The 21,020-nt window shown below is 41.1% G+C and carries 14 protein-coding genes and 2 tRNA genes; 1 reads left to right on the plus strand and 15 read right to left on the minus strand.

Features of this window, described 5'->3' with window-relative positions:
* Positions 1–80 precede the first annotated feature (80 nt).
* The 8 genes from trpD to AC0SAP_RS02415 all read right to left on the minus strand — a co-directional run bounded on the left by trpD (position 81) and on the right by AC0SAP_RS02415 (position 8,764).
* Positions 81–1,157 carry an anthranilate phosphoribosyltransferase gene (gene trpD / locus AC0SAP_RS02380; protein WP_286480006.1) on the minus strand — a complete coding sequence of 359 codons (1,077 nt, stop codon included), beginning with the start codon at positions 1,155–1,157 and terminating at the stop codon, positions 81–83.
* 507 nt (positions 1,158–1,664) lie between these two features.
* Positions 1,665–2,891 (minus strand): metallophosphoesterase, encoded by a 1,227-nt coding sequence (locus tag AC0SAP_RS02385; RefSeq protein ID WP_473382993.1) that lies wholly within the window; start codon positions 2,889–2,891, stop codon positions 1,665–1,667.
* A 14-nt stretch (positions 2,892–2,905) separates the two neighbouring features.
* Positions 2,906–3,655 (minus strand): NAD(+) synthase, encoded by a 750-nt coding sequence (gene nadE / locus AC0SAP_RS02390; RefSeq protein WP_473382736.1) that lies wholly within the window; start codon positions 3,653–3,655, stop codon positions 2,906–2,908.
* A 188-nt stretch (positions 3,656–3,843) separates the two neighbouring features.
* The gene (locus tag AC0SAP_RS02395) at positions 3,844–4,953 is read right to left on the minus strand and encodes a nicotinate phosphoribosyltransferase (RefSeq protein ID WP_094567377.1); all 1,110 of its coding nucleotides are present in this window, start codon (positions 4,951–4,953) and stop codon (positions 3,844–3,846) included.
* Positions 4,954–5,258: 305 nt separating this feature from the next.
* Positions 5,259–5,335: transfer RNA gene (locus tag AC0SAP_RS02400), tRNA-Asn, on the minus strand.
* 347 nt (positions 5,336–5,682) lie between these two features.
* A tRNA-Asn gene (locus tag AC0SAP_RS02405) sits at positions 5,683–5,759 on the minus strand.
* 118 nt (positions 5,760–5,877) lie between these two features.
* On the minus strand, positions 5,878–7,731 hold the full coding sequence (ilvD, locus tag AC0SAP_RS02410; protein ID WP_286480026.1) for a dihydroxy-acid dehydratase: 1,854 nt from the start codon (positions 7,729–7,731) through the stop codon (positions 5,878–5,880).
* A 586-nt stretch (positions 7,732–8,317) separates the two neighbouring features.
* Positions 8,318–8,764, minus strand: coding sequence for a YchJ family protein (locus AC0SAP_RS02415; protein ID WP_473382738.1), 447 nt, complete (start codon positions 8,762–8,764; stop codon positions 8,318–8,320).
* Between the two features lie 224 nt (positions 8,765–8,988).
* Here AC0SAP_RS02415 and AC0SAP_RS02420 point away from each other — a divergent pair, with 224 nt between their 5' ends.
* Positions 8,989–11,643 (plus strand): ComEC/Rec2 family competence protein, encoded by a 2,655-nt coding sequence (locus AC0SAP_RS02420; RefSeq protein ID WP_473382740.1) that lies wholly within the window; start codon positions 8,989–8,991, stop codon positions 11,641–11,643.
* 110 nt (positions 11,644–11,753) lie between these two features.
* On the opposite strand, the gene AC0SAP_RS02425 is transcribed toward AC0SAP_RS02420, so the two are convergent.
* From AC0SAP_RS02425 to AC0SAP_RS02455, 7 genes are all read right to left on the minus strand, one after another.
* Entirely contained in the window at positions 11,754–12,533 is a 780-nt protein-coding gene (locus AC0SAP_RS02425; RefSeq protein ID WP_094567135.1) for a DeoR/GlpR family DNA-binding transcription regulator, read from the minus strand.
* Between the two features lie 1,172 nt (positions 12,534–13,705).
* The gene (gene gatB / locus AC0SAP_RS02430; protein ID WP_473382741.1) at positions 13,706–15,130 is read right to left on the minus strand and encodes an Asp-tRNA(Asn)/Glu-tRNA(Gln) amidotransferase subunit GatB; all 1,425 of its coding nucleotides are present in this window, start codon (positions 15,128–15,130) and stop codon (positions 13,706–13,708) included.
* Positions 15,131–15,303: 173 nt separating this feature from the next.
* The gene (gatA, locus tag AC0SAP_RS02435; protein ID WP_473382742.1) at positions 15,304–16,755 is read right to left on the minus strand and encodes an Asp-tRNA(Asn)/Glu-tRNA(Gln) amidotransferase subunit GatA; all 1,452 of its coding nucleotides are present in this window, start codon (positions 16,753–16,755) and stop codon (positions 15,304–15,306) included.
* Positions 16,756–16,767: 12 nt separating this feature from the next.
* Positions 16,768–17,055, minus strand: a complete 288-nt coding sequence (gatC, locus tag AC0SAP_RS02440; RefSeq protein WP_094567132.1) for an Asp-tRNA(Asn)/Glu-tRNA(Gln) amidotransferase subunit GatC — start codon at positions 17,053–17,055, stop codon at positions 16,768–16,770.
* Positions 17,042–17,326, minus strand: coding sequence for a cbb3-type cytochrome oxidase assembly protein CcoS (gene ccoS / locus AC0SAP_RS02445; RefSeq protein ID WP_473382744.1), 285 nt, complete (start codon positions 17,324–17,326; stop codon positions 17,042–17,044). The genes gatC and ccoS overlap by 14 nt, the downstream gene beginning before the upstream one ends.
* Positions 17,323–19,788 (minus strand): heavy metal translocating P-type ATPase, encoded by a 2,466-nt coding sequence (locus AC0SAP_RS02450; protein WP_473382745.1) that lies wholly within the window; start codon positions 19,786–19,788, stop codon positions 17,323–17,325. The genes ccoS and AC0SAP_RS02450 overlap by 4 nt, the downstream gene beginning before the upstream one ends.
* Before the next feature lie 396 nt (positions 19,789–20,184).
* Entirely contained in the window at positions 20,185–21,018 is an 834-nt protein-coding gene (locus AC0SAP_RS02455) for a FixH family protein (protein WP_473382746.1), read from the minus strand.
* Between the last annotated feature and the right edge of the window lie 2 nt (positions 21,019–21,020).

A 21,020-nucleotide genomic window follows, 5' to 3' on the forward strand; every position in this document is an offset into this window, starting at 1 on the left:
ACTCTCTGCTCCCTTCTATGATCTCTCTACTTATCTCTTTATGATCTATTTCTATCTTCTCTCTCACTTTAAAGATCGCTTTAAGCGAGACGTTGAATCGTTTTTGCATCAGTGATAATCTCCCCCTCTTTTGTAAATTGATTACCGGTGATACGCTCAAGTAATCGTAATGCCATCCCTTCATCGATCGCGGTTAATGCTCTGTCGGCATTCTCTCTTAAATCCTCAAAACCAAAGAGCTTTAAAAGAAGCGCAACATTGATAGCAACGGCATGACGATGTGCCTCTGGAGCTGCACCATGTAACATCGTTAAGAGTGTTTTACGATTCTCTAAGGCATCTCCACCACGAATCGCTGAGAGCGGATGCTCACTCAATCCAAAATCGGCAGGTTTGAGATAATAGGTCTCAATCATACCTGAACGCAGTTCTGTAATTTTGGTCGGAGCGTGAAGTGCCGCCTCATCCATTCCACCACCGTGAATCACTAAAACATGCTCATAACCGAGTAATTTTGCCGTTTCAGCAACCAATTCTGTTAAATCTGCATGATAGACCCCCATCACTGCACGCTTAGGGCGAGCAGGATTCGTCAAAGGTCCTAGTAAATTGAAAATGGTACGTGTTTTAAGCTCTCCTCGCGTTTTCGCTGCATGCTTAAAACCACCATGATAATGGGGTGCAAAGAGAAAGGTGATTTGATCATTATCGAGTGAAAGACGCGCTTCTTCTGGACTTTTATAGAGATCGACACCTAAAGTCTGTAGAAGATCTGAAGAGCCCGTTAAGCTAGAGACACTGCGATTACCATGTTTAGCCACAACCGCCCCACAACTTGCACCGACTAAAGCACTTGCTGTTGAGATATTGACGGTATTTAGACCATCACCACCGGTACCAACGATATCAGCAAAAGGATATTCTGGGGTTGCAAAAGATCTCGCCTCATTTAAGAAAGCGGCGGCCGCTCCGGCAACTTCAGCTGGTGTTTCTCCACGTAATTTCATCGAGATCAATGCTGCTCCTAAAAGGGTATCTCCAACCTCTCCTTTAGCAATAGCACTAAAGAGTTGGTGACTCTCTTGTTGAGATAATCGCTCACCACTATAGAGTCTTTGAAAAGTCGTCTTTAATGAAGTATTCGTTCTATCTGTCATGGTTCTATCCTATCGTCATCGCGTTAAAATCGGGGTGCTCTCATCATCTACTCTACGACTGCGGATCTTATTACGATTTCTTTAGGCATAAAAAAACCCGCAGCGTGTGCGGGTTATTCTGATCTATGGCTAAAAGCTTCTATCTTTCACTTAGGCACACAGATACCTCCCGCAATTGCGAGCTGTGCCACCAATAGTTATAGAAAAAGCTTTCTCCAAACATCTCAATAAATTCCTCTATTATTATCTCTGCTTATGATTGGGATCTTTTATAAGAGATTTTATCAATCTCTACCTTAAACATCCCACTGCAGATCACTTTTGTTCTGATTCCTATAAAGTTATAGGACGATTTTTAACAATTGTCAAACCCTTTTATGATTCTCTACCAATTTAAGATCGAATGAGTCTTTTCTTGCAGCCCCAAAAAAGAGGCTTAAAAGTCCTCTCAACAATTTAAATGATAGCGCAATGTAGAGTCGTCAATTGTTAACGAAACGGAGAGTGCTACTTTGCTCTCTCTTCCAACAATTCATCTTCGAAGCAAAAATTGATCACCACATATTCAGAGCGAGTGCCAATTCTAAATTTCCCCCCCCACACACCTAAACCAGAACTGATTAAAAAATGGTCTTCTCCGAAACTTGTTAAGCCTGAAGAGATTTGATGGAGATAATCGGTCGCATACATATAGGGCCATACTTGACCATCATGTGTATGTCCAGAGAGCTGTAAAAATGGTCCCTTCTCTCTTCGCGAGGCTAATGTGCCGGCAATATCTCCCGGCTGATGATCTAAGATAATAAGTGGAGCTGCAGGATCGATCTCATCGACAACTTCTAAAAGTGATGAGAGTGTTGCTCGCTCACGATTCATTTTGTCATCTCTCCCCATCAAGATCAGCCCTTCAGGTAATAAAACGACCTCATCGCGCAATAGAGTGATGCCACTTTTAGCGAAGAAAGGGATACTCTGCTCCACACCGGCAATATACTCATGATTCCCTAAAACCGCATAGATACCTTTAGAGACGGAGAGTTTTGCCAAAATCTGCTCCATCTTGCCGGCATAGAGAGGTCTAAGATCATTATCGATAAGATCCCCGGCAATCAGAAGGTAATCAGCCTCTTCTGCATTGAGCATCTCAACCCAGCGTTTGAGCTCTGCCCCTTGAATGGTATGTCCTAGATGGAGATCACTTATCATCACTACTTTAAGTGAAGTCTTACCGCTCGGGCTCCCCTTATCTACTCTATCTGCCGGTAATAGACAAGCTCTCTCATCTATCAATTGCAGATCAGCCAGATCAAAAAAATATTCTCGGCGCGCCTTCTCCTCATAAACCCAATGTCCGATGGAGAAAAAGAGAAGATAGAAGAGCGCAAGAGAGAGAAACAGCTTGCCATTTGCAAGGCGGAAAGCATCGATCTTCTTCGACGATATCCACTGGGTAAAATGGTTGATAAGCCGAAAGAGATCGAGCAGAAGAGGTGGAATCAGAAAATAGATCAAGCCAACCATCCATGTTGCCCCCATCAGATAGAGTGGCTGCACAATCTCTCCCGGAAGCATCCGCCCTAAAAGCATCACTAACGGCATACTGATAGTAAGCAGTAATGCTCCAATAGCCCCCAATATCCTTACAATTCGATATTGGGGGAGCATCTGATAGTAGCGCCACAAAATATAGCTCTGAATCGAGAGATAGAGCGCCATAACGACAACAAATAACATCACTCTTTAACCTTTTAACGTTGAGGTTTTTGCGGAATTCGGGGCATTGCACGTTTATGATGGGAGCGTTCATGCCAATAATTGATTCGCTCTAATTCTGCTTCTGTCACCGCTTCACCTCTTAAATGACGATTCAGCGCTTGATAGGTAACCCCCATCTCATCTTCATCTGTTTGTGCCTCCCAAAGACCTGCAGAAGGTTTCTTATCGATAATCTTTTGAGGAACGCCTAATATCTCCGCAAGTTGAAAAATCTCCTCTTTATCGAGATGAATCAGAGGAGCGATATCAACGCCACCATCCCCAAACTTTGTGAAATAACCGGTATACCACTCAACTGCATTATCGGTGCCAACTACAACACCATTTTGTGTCTGCGCAATGAGGTAGAGCGTCGTCATCCGCAATCTTGCACTACTATTTCCGGAAATAACACGATCTTTAGCGATATCTCCCGTATGGTTATAAGCCGCACCTACTGCTTGCATCAATTGTTGATGGGTCTCTGTTAAATCAACGATATGGTAAGGCAAGCCGGCACTCTCCATTACCAATTTAGCATCATTGAGATCATCTGGATGACTATGAGAAGGCATCATAACCCCCAATGCCCGCTCTGAAAATCGTCTCTTTAATAGAAAAGCGATCACAGCTGAATCAACACCGCCACTGACACCAAAAATGAAATTATCTGCCTGACGATACTGTAGTTCTGCTTCTAACCAATGCTCTAACTCAATAATATAATTTTCTAAATATTGCATAACCGCTTCCTTCCTATTTCGATGCCCATTGCAAAAGAGCGCGATATCTCTATCACGCTCTCAATTTTTATCTTAATTTTGATCCTAATATTTATCTTTTATACTCTACTCTTTTACGCTCTATTGAATATCGATACTATTCGATTCTATCGATGATCGATGATGTCGATGATGTCGACGACTGAACCCTAACGAATCTCATTATCACCGTAAAGAACACGTTCAAGGCGAGGATTAGGTCGATAACGACGCCCTGCTTTTGCTTGCTCTTGACCATCTAATAGAACATTATCGCCGGTAAAACTAATATTAACTTTCAATAGGCTCGAACCAACACCGTAAATATCAACAGGAGTATTTTGCTTCTCAAACTCAGCTATCTTTTCTGCATTAAAACCACCACTTACGACGATCTTTACATTATTAAAGCCCTCTCGATCAAGCGCATCTCTTAAAGCGAAGATTAAAGTTGGGTTTGTTCCGCGCGGATCAAACGTCCCTAACTGATCTTGATGGCGCATAAAGTATTGATCCACCATGGTGTTCGAGGTATCAACACGAACCGCTGACAGTTTATCTCCAAAATGGCGCGCAACTTTCAAAGATTCCTCGACGGCATCATTATTATAATCAACTAAAACCATCAACTTATCTTCTGGAAAGATCTCATGATACGCTTTTGCCGCGGCCAAAGTATCACCATTGAAGAGTTGAATTAAGGCATGTGGCATTGTTCCTAGCCCTTCAATTCCCCACCACTCATTCATTGCATGCGTCGCTTGCGCCGTTGATCCTCCAATAAAAGCCGCATAACCATCACCGGCTTGCTGGCTGAAGTGGTCATCTCGATCCCCCATAAAGATAATCTCTTTATCTCCGGCAGCTTCTACCACCTCTAAAACATGGGTTGCTACTGATGTTCTGCGCGCTAAAATGCCATCAATAATTCCCTCGAGAAAACCAAAATCTTGGTAGCGCCCCGTAATGGTTAATACTGTCTCATAAGCATCAATACGATCACCATCATTGAGTGCCCAAATTTCAAGATCTTCAGGATGATTCGCAAAAGCATGGAGGAGAGAGATCGCTTCATCGATCCCACATAACACAGCACCATTTTTGCGCTGAAAAAATTGCATGGTGACAATCTTATCTGGGGCACATTGACGTGCAATCTCTGCCGTTTTTAAGAAGTAGACTGCAGAGAACCAACCCTCACCGACACGCTTATCAAACTTAAATGTCTTATTGGTCAACCGCTTAATTTTACCGCGATGTTTTAACTCATACTCTTTAATATCGTTTGCTATTGTTGTTGCTGTCATCTTTTGCGTCTCATACCCTTCTCAAGTGGGAGAAGATAGTTAATATCGTAGAAAGAAGTACTATAGCAAGGATTGATCAATATTTTCAATGATTCTTCCCTATTTCATCCAATCCTTTGATCTTCATAAGCATCGAACAACAAGCGATGAAGATTAATGAAAATGGCAGAAAAGAGAGTAGATTTAAAAGAGTGGAAAAAACGTTAAGTCTCTGTAGCGTCGCGGTTAAAAATGGAGATAACAAAAAACCGAAGTTATGATAACTTCGGTTTCTTATCTGGCTCCTCGACCTGGGCTCGAACCAGGGACCCCTTGATTAACAGTCAAGTGCTACTACCAACTGAGCTATCGAGGATTAGAGATTAGGTATTATAATCATAATTTTTGATATTGCAACTTCTTTTTTAGCTTTAGACTCAATTGCACTTAATTTGCTCTCAATTTTACCAAACGCCCTTCCCTTGCCACCACACCGTTCTAAGAAGAGAAGGTACTCAATAGGAAGATGCTCAATCAAGATAGTCTCAATAAAGATAAATGCAATAAGGAGAAACTCAATACAACTCAATACAACTCAATAATATTACTCTACTCTTGCTAAGAGTAGTTGAAAGAACAGAGCCGAGGAGATGTAAGAGATAAAAAATAAGGAAAAAAGGGGATAGTAAAAAGCCGAAGTTATGATAACTTCGGCTTCTTATTTGGCTCCTCGACCTGGGCTCGAACCAGGGACCCCTTGATTAACAGTCAAGTGCTACTACCAACTGAGCTATCGAGGATTAACTTTGATGTATTATAGAGATCTTTCTCTAGATAGCAAGTGCAAAAATCGATTCGTCTATTTTTAATACATCACGATATTGCTTCACATCTCATTCAATCTCTAAAAGAGATCAATTAACGTAATTTCTCTAAGCGCGAGACATCTCTTACGGCACCAAAAGCTGCTGAGGTCGCTAAAGCCCCATACACCTTTAATGCATTAGAGACCTTGCGTGGACGCTCTTTTGCCGGCACAAAACCCTTCTCCCGTTGAGCTTTCATCCGCTCTTCTAAAATCGCTTCCGGCACATTGAGATGGATTGAACGATTAGGAATATCGATAATGATCTCATCGCCATTCTCTACAACGGCAATTAAACCACCATCAGCAGCCTCAGGCGAGACGTGACCAATCGAGAGTCCAGAGGTTCCCCCAGAGAAACGTCCATCAGTTAAAAGCGCACACTCCGCATCGATCTTTTTACTCTTCAGATAAGAGGTCGGATAGAGCATCTCCTGCATTCCTGGCCCCCCTTTTGGCCCTTCATAGCGGATAATAACCACTTCCCAAGGAGAGACTTCATCACCTAAAATGCCGGCAACAGCCGCATCTTGACTCTCATAGACACGCGCCTTACCAGTAAACTTAAGGATAGATGCATCAACACCTGCTGTCTTTACAATACAGCCATCGGTTGCTAAATTTCCATAGAGAATTGCAATCCCACCATCTTGACTATAAGCATGTTTAATATCACGGATACAACCTGACTCACGATCGAGATCGAGCGTCTCAAAATGACGATCTTGGGAGAATGCCTCTGTTGTTCTCACCCCGCCGGGCGCCGCTCTATAGAAATCATGATGTTTCTCCGACCGGCAGATATCCCACTCATCAAGCCCCTCTTTCAACGTTTTATGAGCAACTGTAGGCTGTTGATTATGAATTAGACCTGCCCGATCAAGCTCCCCTAATATGCCGTAAATTCCCCCGGCACGATGAACATCTTCCATATGATAGAGATTTGTTGAAGGCGAGACTTTCGAGAGATGGGGAACTTTTCTGGAGAGACGATCGATATCCTTCATCGTAAAATCGACCTTCGCCTCATGAGCCGCCGCTAAGAGATGAAGAACTGTATTGGTCGATCCTCCCATGGCAATATCGAGCATCATCGCATTTTCAAAGGCATCAAAATTAACAATATTCCGCGGTAATACCGCTTCATTTCCATTAATATAGTGATCCTTCGTAATTTTTACAATGGTTCGTGCGGCCTCTAAAAAGAGCTCTTTTCGGCGAGCGTGAGTTGCCAACAATGAGCCATTTCCCGGAAGTGCTAATCCTAAAGCCTCTGTTAAGCAATTCATGGAGTTTGCCGTAAACATCCCAGAACAAGAACCACATGTGGGGCAAGCAGCACTCTCAATAGCAGAGACCTTCTCATCTGCAGCGTCATCACTTGCCGCCATCACCATTGCATCAACGAGGTCGAGCTTCATCGATTCGCCATCCCAAGTGATCTTTCCAGCCTCCATGGGGCCACCGGAGACAAAGATAGTAGGGATATTAAGGCGTAATGCCGCCATTAACATTCCCGGCGTAATCTTGTCGCAGTTAGAGATACAGATCAAAGCATCTGCACAATGCGCATTAACCATATACTCCACTGAGTCTGCAATAAGATCACGGCTCGGCAGTGAGTAGAGCATGCCATCATGACCCATCGCTATACCATCATCCACGGCAATTGTATTAAACTCTTTAGCAACACCCCCAGCAGCTTCGATCTCTCTTGCTACCATCTGCCCTAAATCTTTTAGATGGACATGTCCCGGCACAAATTGGGTAAATGAGTTAGCCACAGCGATAATTGGCTTTTTAAAATCTTCATCTGTCATTCCTGTTGCGCGCCATAATGAACGCGCACCGGCCATATTTCGTCCTTGAGTTGATGTATGTGAACGATACTTTGGATCTTGAACCATCTCTATTCCTCTATTCTCCGTAATTTTCTTTTCTAACTGTTTCTAACTCTTCTCTGACCGACCTACTCATCGATACTCTTTTAAAGTAATCTTTAAAATGATCTTTAAAATAATCTTTAGAGCAATGATCGATATCTCTTGAAAATACCATATAAAACGGACTATCAGCGAAACTGATAGCGTATGGGGTTAGTATAGTTTTAATCTTTTTTGATAAGTCATTTTTTGATAAGTAAAAATGCTCGTTGAAGCTGATCTTTTCGCTCTACTATGATGGGGTACATCATTCCTCTCTCGAGACAACAGGGGTACGTTGTTCGCGACCTTAATAGCGATTTTGCGAGAGCTCTCTTAGACCTCTCCTAGATCTCTTTTCAAGTACTTTTCCAAAAAAGTACTTTTTCAATAACTTTTTCAATAACTATAGAGTAAAGCTATCACTAACTTAGAGGAAAATAAATAGCTAAGGTAGAAATCATCGGCAATCACTAAGAAGCAAGCACACTCCTTGATCCATTAGCAATGAAGGGAGGTACTCTCTCACCTACTCAATGCTCAAAATGCTATCCGCGCTACTACTTACCTTTTACGCTATAAACTCCCCATCAATATACTTCAATAATCCACTACTATCCTTAATAAAGCGACTCTTCTCACACATCTTATAGACCTGATGATTCTCACGATAACGCACCTCAAAAGTGACATATTGCTCACCTTGATCATTTTCAGCACAACTTTTGATCACGTTGAGATAGAACCACTGTTGCTCCGGCGATAATGTCAATGTTTCAGGACGCGTCTCCTCATGCCAGCTACTTAAAAGATAGCGCTCTAATCCCATAACAAAAGCACTATAGCGCGACCGCATCAATTGCTCCCCATTTAAAGGCACCTCTCCAAGATGAAGCGGTTCACAGCAATCATGGTATTCACAACCACTTTGACAAGGACAGATCAGAGTATTTCTCTTCCCTTTCTTCCCCTTCTTTCCTTTTTTATGCCATTGTCCGCTTCCATTTGTCGTGGTCATCTCTCTCTCCATTTAATATTAAATTGTAGCTATCAATACGGGTATAAATCGATTGAAGCTGCTTAAAGTTCTCAAAAAGAGGTGATCTTTTCCAAAATTTAAGATCTCTCATTTTACGCCTTTTTCACTTCGCAGAAAACTCTCCTACGCTTAACAAGCATTGTTACCACTTCGAAAAATATTAAAGAGAAAATCTGAAGATGCCTTTTCAGTAATCAACGATTATGGTCACCCTTACATTTGCTTTTGTTCTTCAAGCGCTCTGGCTGATACTCTCACCCTACTCTCTTACTATAACCATTATTATATCCCTCATCGCCCTGCTCTTCATTCTGATCATTCGTCGGGCACTACGATATCTTCCTCAACTCTATAATCGAATTTTGGCATTAAAAACGGATCTTCCCTTCAAACTCTCAATCCCTGTCATCTATTTGCAAGCACAAATCAAACAGGCAGCTCTCAATGGAAGTACCCTCTTTTTGCAAAAAGAGAAAAGCAATCAACTGCTCTTTTTTATAATCGGGCTTCTCTTCGCCACACCGCTCTATCTCTCGGCATTGACCGATTATCGAACCATTCTCGAATCACTGCCTGTCGAAATAGAGGCAACCTACCGTGTTATCTACAATAACTCCCCCTACAGCACCACAATTGAGATCGTAAAAGCTCATAATAGTGAGAAAAGTCAGCAAGAGAATCAAGAGAAGCAATCAAGATTACTAGCAGCTCTCAAGGGCGCACAACTGCGTATCTACTCATTGCCTCCTGATATTAAAAATCGACTAGAAGTCGGCGCACTCTATCGAGGAGATTTAGGATTACGCGCCCGATTTTTTCGCTCAATGCCGGGAGATCAACAACGGATATTACGTGTATTAGCGCGAAAAGAGATCGGTTATGGAAAGCTTCTATCTTCACCTGAAAAGATAGAGGCGCCACCTAAAATCGGTCTTCTTCGCCAAAAAGTGGCTGACATAATGTTAGAAAATTATAGTAATGGTGCTTATATGAGTGCGCTCTCGGTGGGAAAGAGTGAAGCATTAACGCAGCATGATTGGCAAATCTTACGTGAGACCGGCACAATCCATCTTGTTTCAATCTCTGGATTACATCTGACATTAACAGCATTCTATGCCTTTATTCTCTTTCGTATCCTCTTTGCCTTAATCAGCTGGCGACGCCCGGCACCCTATAAAATTGCGGCAGTTATCGCGATTGGTAGTGCTTGGGGTTATGCACTCCTTGCCGGCATGAGTCTTCCGACTATTCGGGCGGCCATTATGTTTTCTGTTGCGATGCTCTCACTGCTTATTGAAAAGCCGATCTTTACCCTCAATAGCGTTGCTCTCGCCCTGCTGATTATTCTCTCAATCTGGCCTCTCTCCATTCTTATGCCAGGATTTTGGCTCTCCTTTACTGCCGTTACCATTTTGACATTAACTGCCCGCATTGTTAAAACAACCGTTAAGGGCGTTATCCTCTCTCAACTAATTATCTCTCTTCTCTTAATTCCACTAACGGCTGCCTTTTTCCAAGAGATCTCGCTGATCAGCCCTCTCATTAATCTATTTGCGATCCCATGGACCTCGCTAATGATTATGCCCTCGCTCTTATTAGGAACACTGCTACTACCCTTTTCTCAATTCATGGCAAAAGTGCCACTTTTTTTCACCAATCAGAGCCTTACAATATTACGCTATGCCATTGAAACAACAGCAAATCTTCCTTTTGCCGCAGTAGAGACAACTTCAATAACACTCGAAATGGCCCTTATCGCAACAATACTCGCTCTTTATTGGATCGCCCATATCCCCAAAATACAACTCCAACGAAATAGGGAGAACACATTTCCATGGCTCTTAAAAGATCAAAGAGAGGAAAGAAAAAATCAGACCGGCAGGCAGATCAGAAATAGAACGCGTTATTTATTGATCGCTTATCTCTTAGGGGGAGCACTTTTTATGCTATGTTTCAGCATGATACTATTTGATCCTCCTATTACAGATAAACCCCTTAACGAGATATCTATCACAAGTCATCAAGACGTAGAGAAAATCTGGGGAAAAGAGCGACTCTACCTCTACCAACTTCCCGTCGGTGAAGGACTCTCCTTCTATCTTCAACTAGGAGATTATCAGCTTCTCTATGATAGTGGAAATCGCTTTGGTGCTTTTGATGCCGGCAGAGATGTGATTGTTCCCTTCTTAAAAAGAAGAGGGATCAATCATCTCACCCACTTAATTTTAACGCAAAATAATCAACAACATATAGGAGGGACTCGCTCACTTCGAGAAGCCATTCCTGTCAAACAGATCTTTGCTCATCGCTCGATAGCGCCAATGATCGATCAGGCTCAAGAGTGCCAAAGACTCTCCTATCGCTCAAAAACAATCTCTATTGAGCCCATTAAGAGAGTCCACTCTAGCTGCGCTTATCGCATTCTCTATCAAGATCAACTATTGCTCTATCTTCTCTCCGATATTAACCAATCTGAATGGCGCCACATTACCCATGTAGCGCTTCCTCAAGATCTGCAATCTACCAATATCAGTCAATTAATTCTCCTCTATCCAAACCAAGGACGGAGCCGTTTTAATATCGACCTTAATAAGACTTTAAATCGAATCGTCAAAGAGATCCCGAAAGAGAGAGAGGAGAATAATCTACAATCGACTATTCTCCTCTCTACAAAGTTTCCTCAAAAAGCATTGCGCTCTATCGACAATATTGAGTACTACAATGGCTATTTTGGTGCTATAGAGATGACCATCACTCCCGATAGCGCCTCACAACATACTCCCCGATTAGATATTCAAATCAAGAACTATGCAGATTCCAACCGATATTGGTGGGTGAAATATCATCCCTCCCACTAATAGCGCAACTAAAAGATCTTAACTGACAGCCCATTAACTCATTACTTTCTAACGAAGAATATGGGCTTGATCATCTTCTCTTTTATAACTGCGGGCTTTACCACTTACACTTAATAAGCAGCAGCCCCGGCATTATCTGTAATCAGATTAATTTTATGATTTTGCAAAATCTCCGTAATATCATCAGGTAGAGGCTTATCTGTAATCACCTCATCAAAATGTTTTAATGGCAAGGAGAAATAGGTATTAACTTTGCCATACTGCGTGCTATCCGCCACTAGAACCAATTTTTTAGCAACATCGGGAAGCGCTTTTTTGATCGGAACTTTATCTTCAGAGGTTGCCGATAACCCACGCTCATTCCAAGAGGAGGTTGTCACAAAGGCGATATCAATTAGATAATTTCGAATACCTTGTGCCGCTCCTTCCCCAACACTACAACTAGATACAGGACAGACCGTACCTCCCGTATGGATTAGTTTACCTTTTCCATTTTCAATCAGATAAAACATGATTATAAAATCATTCGTAATAATGGTTAAATCATCACGCCCCTTAATCTCTCTTGCAATCGCTAAAGTTGTTAAACCTGAATCTAAAAAGATACAACTCTGATCTGGAATTCTTGCAGCTGCAAGAAGTGCGATCTTCCGTTGCCCCTCCTCATTCAAAGATTCTTTTACTTTATAAGATAGCTGTGTCGATAGCTTCTCAGCAGCTTTTACGCCACCAGAGACTGTTACTACCTTCCCTTGACGTTCTAATTTTTGAAGATCTCGGCGTATCGTCATATGTGATACGCCTAAAAGCTCTATCAATTCATTAATCGTCGCTATTCCTTTTTCAGCAACAAGTGCCAAAATTGCCTCATGTCTTTCGACAGGAATCATTACTTACCCCCTTATTTAAACATCACTTTCTCTCTTTATCTCATGCATTTTTCATATTCATATCTTAAGCTCACTCCATCTTTATGCCGCATAACTCTTGCAACATGACGAAGTGTTTTATTAAAGCTATAAATCTCATCTGCATTAGAGAGATAAACTACAAATATAAGCTCATTAAATCGTTACTATCTCTTATTAACTTTTATTAATTTTTTATTGATTTATTTTAAGATTTTCAGTTTTCAAAAAACTTCAAAAACTTTTTTAATAATACTAATGATGTTAGTGATCTTTATAGGCGTCGCGACCTTCATACCCCAAAAAGGGCGCAACTGACAACAATTAGGACAGGGTGATAATATTCCTTAGATTAAATATTTAGTGGCTTGATAGTTATATTTAAGCTTATTAGCAAACTTAACAATAAAATTTCAATTAAGTTATAATTGAAATCTCTATATTATGTCGACATTATTACGTCAATATTATTATCGACACTAAATATCGATAGACACCATTTAATCTTGCCATTTATCCTTATTCGCTCTCGGTTGACCCAATCAAAATTGATATTCCAGTACAATCTTGATTCAATCTAAAAACTGATAAGCAAATGGCACTCATATAATCTTCCCTTCCCTCCATCTTATCGCTACTCTATATTACACATTTCAGATCTAATAAAACCTAAAGGAATTTGATCGAATTTAATCGAATTTAATTAAAACCAATAAGATCTATTTGATGTAATGTATTCACGCTTCCTCAAAGCTTAAAAGTGTAAAAACCGATTATTACACCCCTACCACAAGGCACGCTGTTATAACTCCTATCCTAAAAAGAGAAAAACAGAGATTAATAATAGAGTATTATTAAAAATATAAACTAACAGAAACTAATAAATAGTAGTAAATAGATAGCAAGCAACTCTCTTCACAAAAGACAACATTAATCAATCACCGATTAACATTAATAAACATTAATCATTTATCTTTAGCATTACATACAATATCAGAAATCAATATAAAGAATATAGCAAAAATAAAAATAATGATGAAATAAAAAGACCTGATGACTTTCGTCACCAGGTCTTCGGTAATCTCACTACTTAAAAAAAGATCGTTAAAAAGATCGTAAATAAGATTGTTAATATACTGTTATAACTGAAAAATTTAGATCAATTTTTGTTTAATCAATTCATTGATCATTGCAGGATCAGCCTTACCTTGGCTCAACTTCATCACTTGACCGACAAAAAATCCTAAGATTTTTGTCTGTCCTGAGCGATATTGTTCAACCTGTTTTGGGTTTTTACTAATTACCTCATCAACCCAAGCCTCAATTGCACTACTATCAGTCACTTGTTTTAAGCCTTCTGCCTCAATTACTGCATCAGCACTATCACCTCGCTCAATCATCAAGGCAAAGACTTTTTTCGCAATATTGTTAGAGATTGTCTTATCCTCAATTCTTGCTAAAAGACCGGCAAAGGCTTCAGCTGTAATAGGCAATTGAGTAATATTTAAGCCTTTCTCATTTAAGTAAGCAGAGACATCTCCTAATAACCAATTCGCCGCCATTTTAGCATCCACTTTTTGAGCAAGAAGCGTCATAAAATAATCTGCCATAGCGCGCGATTGGATAATAATCGATGCATCATACTCGGAAAGATCATATTCGCTCATTAACTTCGATTTTAGAGCTTCTGGCATCAATGGAAAAGCAGCCTTAACTGCTTCGATACGCTCATCCGAGATAATAATAGGCAAAAGATCTGGATCATGGAAATAACGATAATCATTCGCTTCCTCTTTTGCACGCATAGAGCGAGTCTCATTCTTGTCTGAATCATAAAGACGAGTCTCTTGCGTAATTGTTCCACCTGCCTCTAAAATCTTTATTTGACGCGCAACTTCATAATTGATCGCTTGCTCAATAAAGCGGAACGAGTTGATATTTTTCAACTCTGTTCGCGTTCCTAAAGGTTCACCAGCTCTTCTTACCGAGACGTTTGCATCACATCTAAATGAACCTTCCTGCATATTTCCATCACTAATATCGAGCCATGTTACGATCTGATGAAGCTGCTTAAGGTAGCTAATTGCCTCTTCTGCCGAATTAAGATCAGGTTCCGAAACAATCTCTAATAGTGGTGTTCCCGCACGATTCAGATCGATACCTGTCATTCCCGGGACTTCCCCATGACGTGAACTTCCGGCATCTTCTTCTAAGTGAGCACGATTAATACGAATCTTCTTCTCACCTGCTTCTGTCTCAATCATCAGATAACCATCATAAACAATCGGCGCATCTAGCTGACTTGTCTGGTAACCCTTTGGTAGATCTGGATAGAAGTAGTGTTTACGCTCAAAGATTGTCCGTTGCTGAACCTTAGCGTTAGTTGCTATCGCTAAACGAATCGCTTTATCAATTACCGCATCATTTAATAGTGGTAATACACCCGGTAGTGCAATATCAAAGATTCCCGCCTGTGTATTAGGTGGTTGACCATATAGCGTACTACTACCGGAAAATAATTTTGTCTTTGTTGTTAACTGAGTATGGACCTCTAGTCCAATTACAACTTCCCAACTCATTGAATACCTCTCATCATACTTGTAAAACTGAATTCATCTACCTGCACCATTAACTCTTTAATTTCTTCACTCTTTGACCGCCTATTTATGACACTTTTATAAGTCTTTTATCTCTTTTTTATGAGACTTTAATAATACTTATCAAAGAAGGCCCATCAAAGATTAAGAGAGCTTTATGCAAAATTTGTTGGGATCTTTTTATGCCAATCACTATTTTGTTGATATTGATGAGCAACTGCCAACAAACGCGCTTCATCAAATGCGCGACCGATGACTTGGAAGCCTAACGGCATACCATCACTAAAACCCATAGGATGACTGAGTGCCGGTAAACCTGCGAGATTTGCACCAATGAGATTGGTATCAAAGAGGGAGTTTTGAATGCTCGAAGCTTTATGATTTTTACTATATGCCGGACCTGCAACTGTTGGACCTGCAATAAAATCGACCTCTTTAAGAACCGATTGATACTCTTCACTAATCAAGCGACGAATCTGTTGCCCTTTAATGTAGAAATCTTGATAGAGCTTCTCGGTTTTTGCATAAGTTCCCATTAAGATGCGGCTTTTTACTTCATTACCAAAACCTTCAGAGCGAGTACGGCAATAGAGCTCTTCCAAGTTTTGAACATCTTCAGCACGGTAACCAAAACGAATTCCATCGTAACGTGCAAGATTACTTGCCGCTTCAGCCGGTGCAACAACATAATAAACCGGCGTTACAAGATCATGATATTTTAATTCCACCTCAACAAACTCTAATCCTAACTTACGATAGATATCGAGCGTCTCATCAATTGCTTTTGCTGTTGCTGCATCCATCTCACCTTCAAAGAAATTGCGTGGAAGCGCCATTTTTAAACCTTTTAGCGGCATATCGAGCGATTGGGAGAAGTGAGGTAACTCGATCTCCATAGAAGTTGGATCTTTCTGATCAAATCCCGCCATTCCCTCTAAAACTAAAGCACAATCTTCTGCACTCTTTGCTAATACACCGGCTTGGTCTAAAGAGGAAGCAAAAGGGACAAGTCCATAACGAGAAACACGGCCATAGGTCGGTTTAATTCCCGTTACACCACAAAAGCTTGCAGGTTGACGAATAGATCCCCCCGTATCTGAACCCGTTGCGGCAAGAACTAAACCGGCAGCTACAGCCGCAGCAGAACCACTAGATGATCCTCCCGCAACATGATCAAGATTCCATGGGTTATTAGTAATTCCGTAGTAACTAGTGCCACCGGTTGAGCCCATCGCGAACTCATCCATATTGACCTTACCTAATGAAATTGCACCATGATTCTCTAATCGTTCTACAATTGTCGCATCAAAAGGAGGAACATAATTACTTAACATCTTCGATGCTGCTGTCGTTAAGACACCTTTAGTCGAGACCAGATCCTTATGCGCGATAGGAATTCCTGTCAATAGCTTCCCTTCTCCATTTTTTAAGATCTGATCTGCTTTTTCAGCATCTGCTTCTGCCTGATCAAAAGTGGTTGTAATAAAACTATTGATCTGTGAATCATATTTTTTAATTCTATCTTGAAAGTATTGCGTAACTTCCGCCGCTGAAACTTCCCCCTTCTCTAACTGAAGGCGAAGCTCTGAAATTGTTTTTGTATGCATGATAACACTCTTCTATTCAATGACTTGAGGAACAAGATATAGACCATCTTCAACATTCTGCGCTAGTTTTTGTAACTCATCACGCTCATTTTTGACAGTCACTACATCGGCACGTAATGTTAAAGTCGCATCAAAGGGATTGGTCATTGGCGCGATGCCTTCAGTCTCTACATCGCGTATCGCTCGAATGACTTCCGCCATATTCTCAAGACGCAATTTCTGTGTTTCAATTTTATCCTCACTAATCTGTAGATGGGCCAAAAATGCCAACCATTCTACTGTCTTATCATCTATCTTCATCTTTTAACCTTTCTTCTGCCGTAAGTGAACCCTCATCTTTCGAGTCTTTCTTTACTAGAGAGCCTTCTTCTCTCTTTAAAGGCTCGCTGGAAGTCTCTTCTGCCCTCTTCTCCTCTTGATCAAGAGGTCTCTCATCCTCATCAAAAAGGATCTGATAAGCAGGACCTTCCATATCATCGAATTGATCTGAGCGAACAGCCCAAATAAATGCGTAACCTGCTACTACCATTCCCACTAATGTTAATGGTAGTAATATAAATAGCGGACTCATCGGTTTCGGCCCTCCCTAATTCTGAGTGTATTGCCTACTACTATTAATGAGCTTAAACTCATTCCGAGTGCTGCCATCCAAGGCAAGACAAAGCCTGTCATTGCGCATGGTATAGCAACGATATTATATAATAACGCCCAAAAGAGATTTTGCGTAATAATTTTATCGGTTCTTTTCGCTAATTTAACCCCCTCTACTAGTGGCATTAAATGTTGATCACTCATCAAAATCATATCTGCTGTCGATTGAGCTAACAGTGCTCCTTGACCAATTGCAATGGAGACATCTGCCTTAGCTAAAACCGGACCATCATTAATCCCATCCCCAAGCATCGCCACAATCGCACCCGATGCTTGCAACTCTTCAACTCGAGCCAATTTCCCCTCGGGAAGAAGATCCCCACGCGCATCTTCGATCTTCAGTGCCTCATTAAAGAGATCAACCGTCGTTTGTCGATCCCCACTTAAGATATGCAGACGGTAACCTTGCGCTCTTAAAGCTTCAACCACCTCTTGAGTATCATCTTTAAGTTGATCTAGTAGAGAGTAAGCTACTAAGAGTTGATCGCCGATTCCTAAGCCGACCCATAAGCCAGAATCAAATTTTCCTTCATATTCGCTAAGATCAAACCAATCAAGACGACCAATTTTATAGTTGATACCGTTGATTTCTCCCTTAATACCTCGACCTACAACATTCTCAATAATATCTACCGTGTAGAGCTCAGCTTGATTCTCATATGCCCACTCATTAAAACCGTAGGCGATAGGATGGTTCGAAGTCGCCTCTAAACTTGCGGCAACTTTCGTCAATTCAAACTCGCTATATTGATCGGTATAGAGAAGTATCTCATTAATCGTTAAGCGACCTTCTGTCAGGGTCCCTGTTTTATCAAAAACAATATCGGTCACTTTCCCTAAGGTCTCTAATGCTCCGGCTCGTGTTGCGATTAACCCCTTCTCAATAATCGCCTGATTGCCGGCACTTAATGCAGAAGGAGTCGCTAAAGCGAGCGCGCAGGGGCAAGAGACAACTAAAACAGCAAGCGTAACCCCAAATGCTGTCGGGGCATCTGCTAGAAAGTACCAAACTGTAAATGTTCCCACACAGCAGAGTAGTAATCCGATCACAAAGTAGGTGGAGATAATATCAGCTAATTTAGCGATCTTCGGCTTTTCACTCATAGAACGATCTATTAAGCGCGACATTTTAGAAAGAACAGTCTCGGCACCTACCGTTAAAACTTCCATCCGTAACGGCTGTTCATAGTTCACTGACCCTCCAATAAGACGATCGCCTTGATGCTTCTCTAGCGGAAGGCTCTCTCCTGATAAGAGAGATTCATCGACCATTGCGATATTATCGAGCAAGACCCCATCAACCGGGATACTATCACCCGGCTTTATCAGAAGAACATCCCCCACATTTAAACGATTGGTAGAGACAAGCTCCAAAGAGCCATCTTCTGCGATTCTTTCAGCAAAGTTCGGCTTGAGCTTTAAGATATCATCAGAGATCAATAACGACTTATGGCGTGCGCTTGTCTCCAATACTCTTGCTCCTAAAAGAAGGAAGACAAACATTGTGACCCCTTCATAATAGGTTTCACCAATCCCCATGTAGGTGTTATAACCACTCCATAAAGTTCCGGCAATGACTGCAATCGAAATATTTACATTCATTGTTAACCGGCCACTGCGCAAATCATGGTACATCGCTTTATAGAAGCTACGACTCGAATAGGTGGCACAAGGAATGGTGGCAAAGAGACTAAACCAGCGTAATAGATGGTAAGAGCTATCGCTCATATCTTCTGAATAATGACCAAAATAGAGTGCAACGGAAATAGTCATTACCTGCATTGAAAAGAGTGCGGCAATCCCAAACTCCATCAATAGTGAACGCCACTCTCTCTTTAGATTCTTCTGCTCAATCTGTTCATCATAGGGGGTTCCTTGATAACCTAAATTGAGAATCTCAATCAAAATCTCTGAGATTTTCACAACTGAAGGGTCAAAGCTTAAGTGAGCGCGATGAGTTGTCAAGTTGATATCAAATCGTTCGACACCCTTAATACGTTTGATACTATTTTCTAGCAACCAAACACAAGCGGCACAAGTAATCTTATCGATAATAAGATAGGCTTCAAAGATCTCTTTATCCTGTTTATTCTTTGATTTAGTAATAAATTGTACGGCAACATCGGGATGATCATAAAAGTGCATCTGTTGTCGTAATTCATCGGGAATTAAGTTAGGTGCTGTATCGGGACGTTCTGCTGCCTCAGACCGAAAATCATAGTAACGCGTTAATCCCGTCTGATCGATCATCTCAGCAACTGCTTTACAGCCAGCGCAACACATCGGTTGCTCTTCTGATTGAATCACTGCCATAAAGGGAGCTTTACCCTTAATCGGTAGCTCACAATGGTAACATTGTAATTGGGTACCCTTCTCACTCATTAAAATATCAACTCCATTAAAAACACACCTATCCTAAAGCCTATAGCGTAGTATAAAGCATCCGGCATCATCACAATGATTTAATCCTATTCATTGGCCTTTATACAACCATCTTTTGCCGCATTCCCTAACTCAACTAATGATGCATCCTGAGCAGAGAGAGTAAAATAGCCAAAGCACCAAAGAGCGACCATAACGCTTAAAGATACCTACCAAAAGTATTATTAAAAAAAACTCTTCTGAAAAAATCTCTCCGAAGACTTTTTTGAAATTTAATTAAAACTTAAAAAGGGAGATAAAGAAAAAGAGCATTCCTGCTCTTTCCCCTATCAATATCTTGTTCTTCTTGTTACATCATAACTTAACCTTCAATGGCTAATTAGAGACCTTAAGCTATCAATGTACTCTAAGACGCTCTTCTAACTTACACTCCATATCGGGTGGACAGTTGACTAGGGTTCGCCCTACCAACTCATGTCGATCCTCACCCTTAAGAATATCAAGTTCTAAACCCCAAGGTCCTATTCTCGGCAAACTAATCGGCACAGAATACAAACCAGGTTCTGACATTTCAAGATTAAAAGATCTATTTAATTCTTGCTCAGCAGAACGGGTGAACTTCGCCACAACTTCGGCATTCTCCAATGGGTTCCCTTCTTTATCTAAAAGCTGAACAACAAAGAAGTTATCCTGACCTACAAAAGGCGTTTCTGCAAAACCAAACTTCACCTGCCAACCACGCTTCTCTTGCTCCAAAAGACGCTTCTGATAAGCATTATAATAAGCCTCTTTTTTGTGATAGGCATTAGGAACCTCCCCTGGGAATCTTGTACTCACAAAAGTGTCTTCAGCATTTGTTTTAAAGATCAATCCCTTCTCTGCCATCACGACAAAAGCACCATTTTGAATCGTTAAGACTAAGAAGAAGCCCAATATCGTAATTGGCGCCCAATGCATACGTTTACCATCTTTATCGCGAAGGCTCTTCATACCGCCAGAAGCAATAAGATAGTATGCAAATGAAGTTAGCAGATTACAGGTGATATAGAGTGTAAAGACATCACCACCACGCCAATGTAAAATAGAGAAAGGAACAACTACCGCTATTCCCATCAGTGCTGTAATACTCGCTGCCTGTAACGGTGTAAATCTTAGTAGCCTGTGTAAAATAATACAGGCTACTAATACGGAGGCGATACCGAGCAGCATTATTGCTACAGTCTCATTCATAG

The organism is Ignatzschineria sp. PL_is040 (assembly GCF_055813795.1).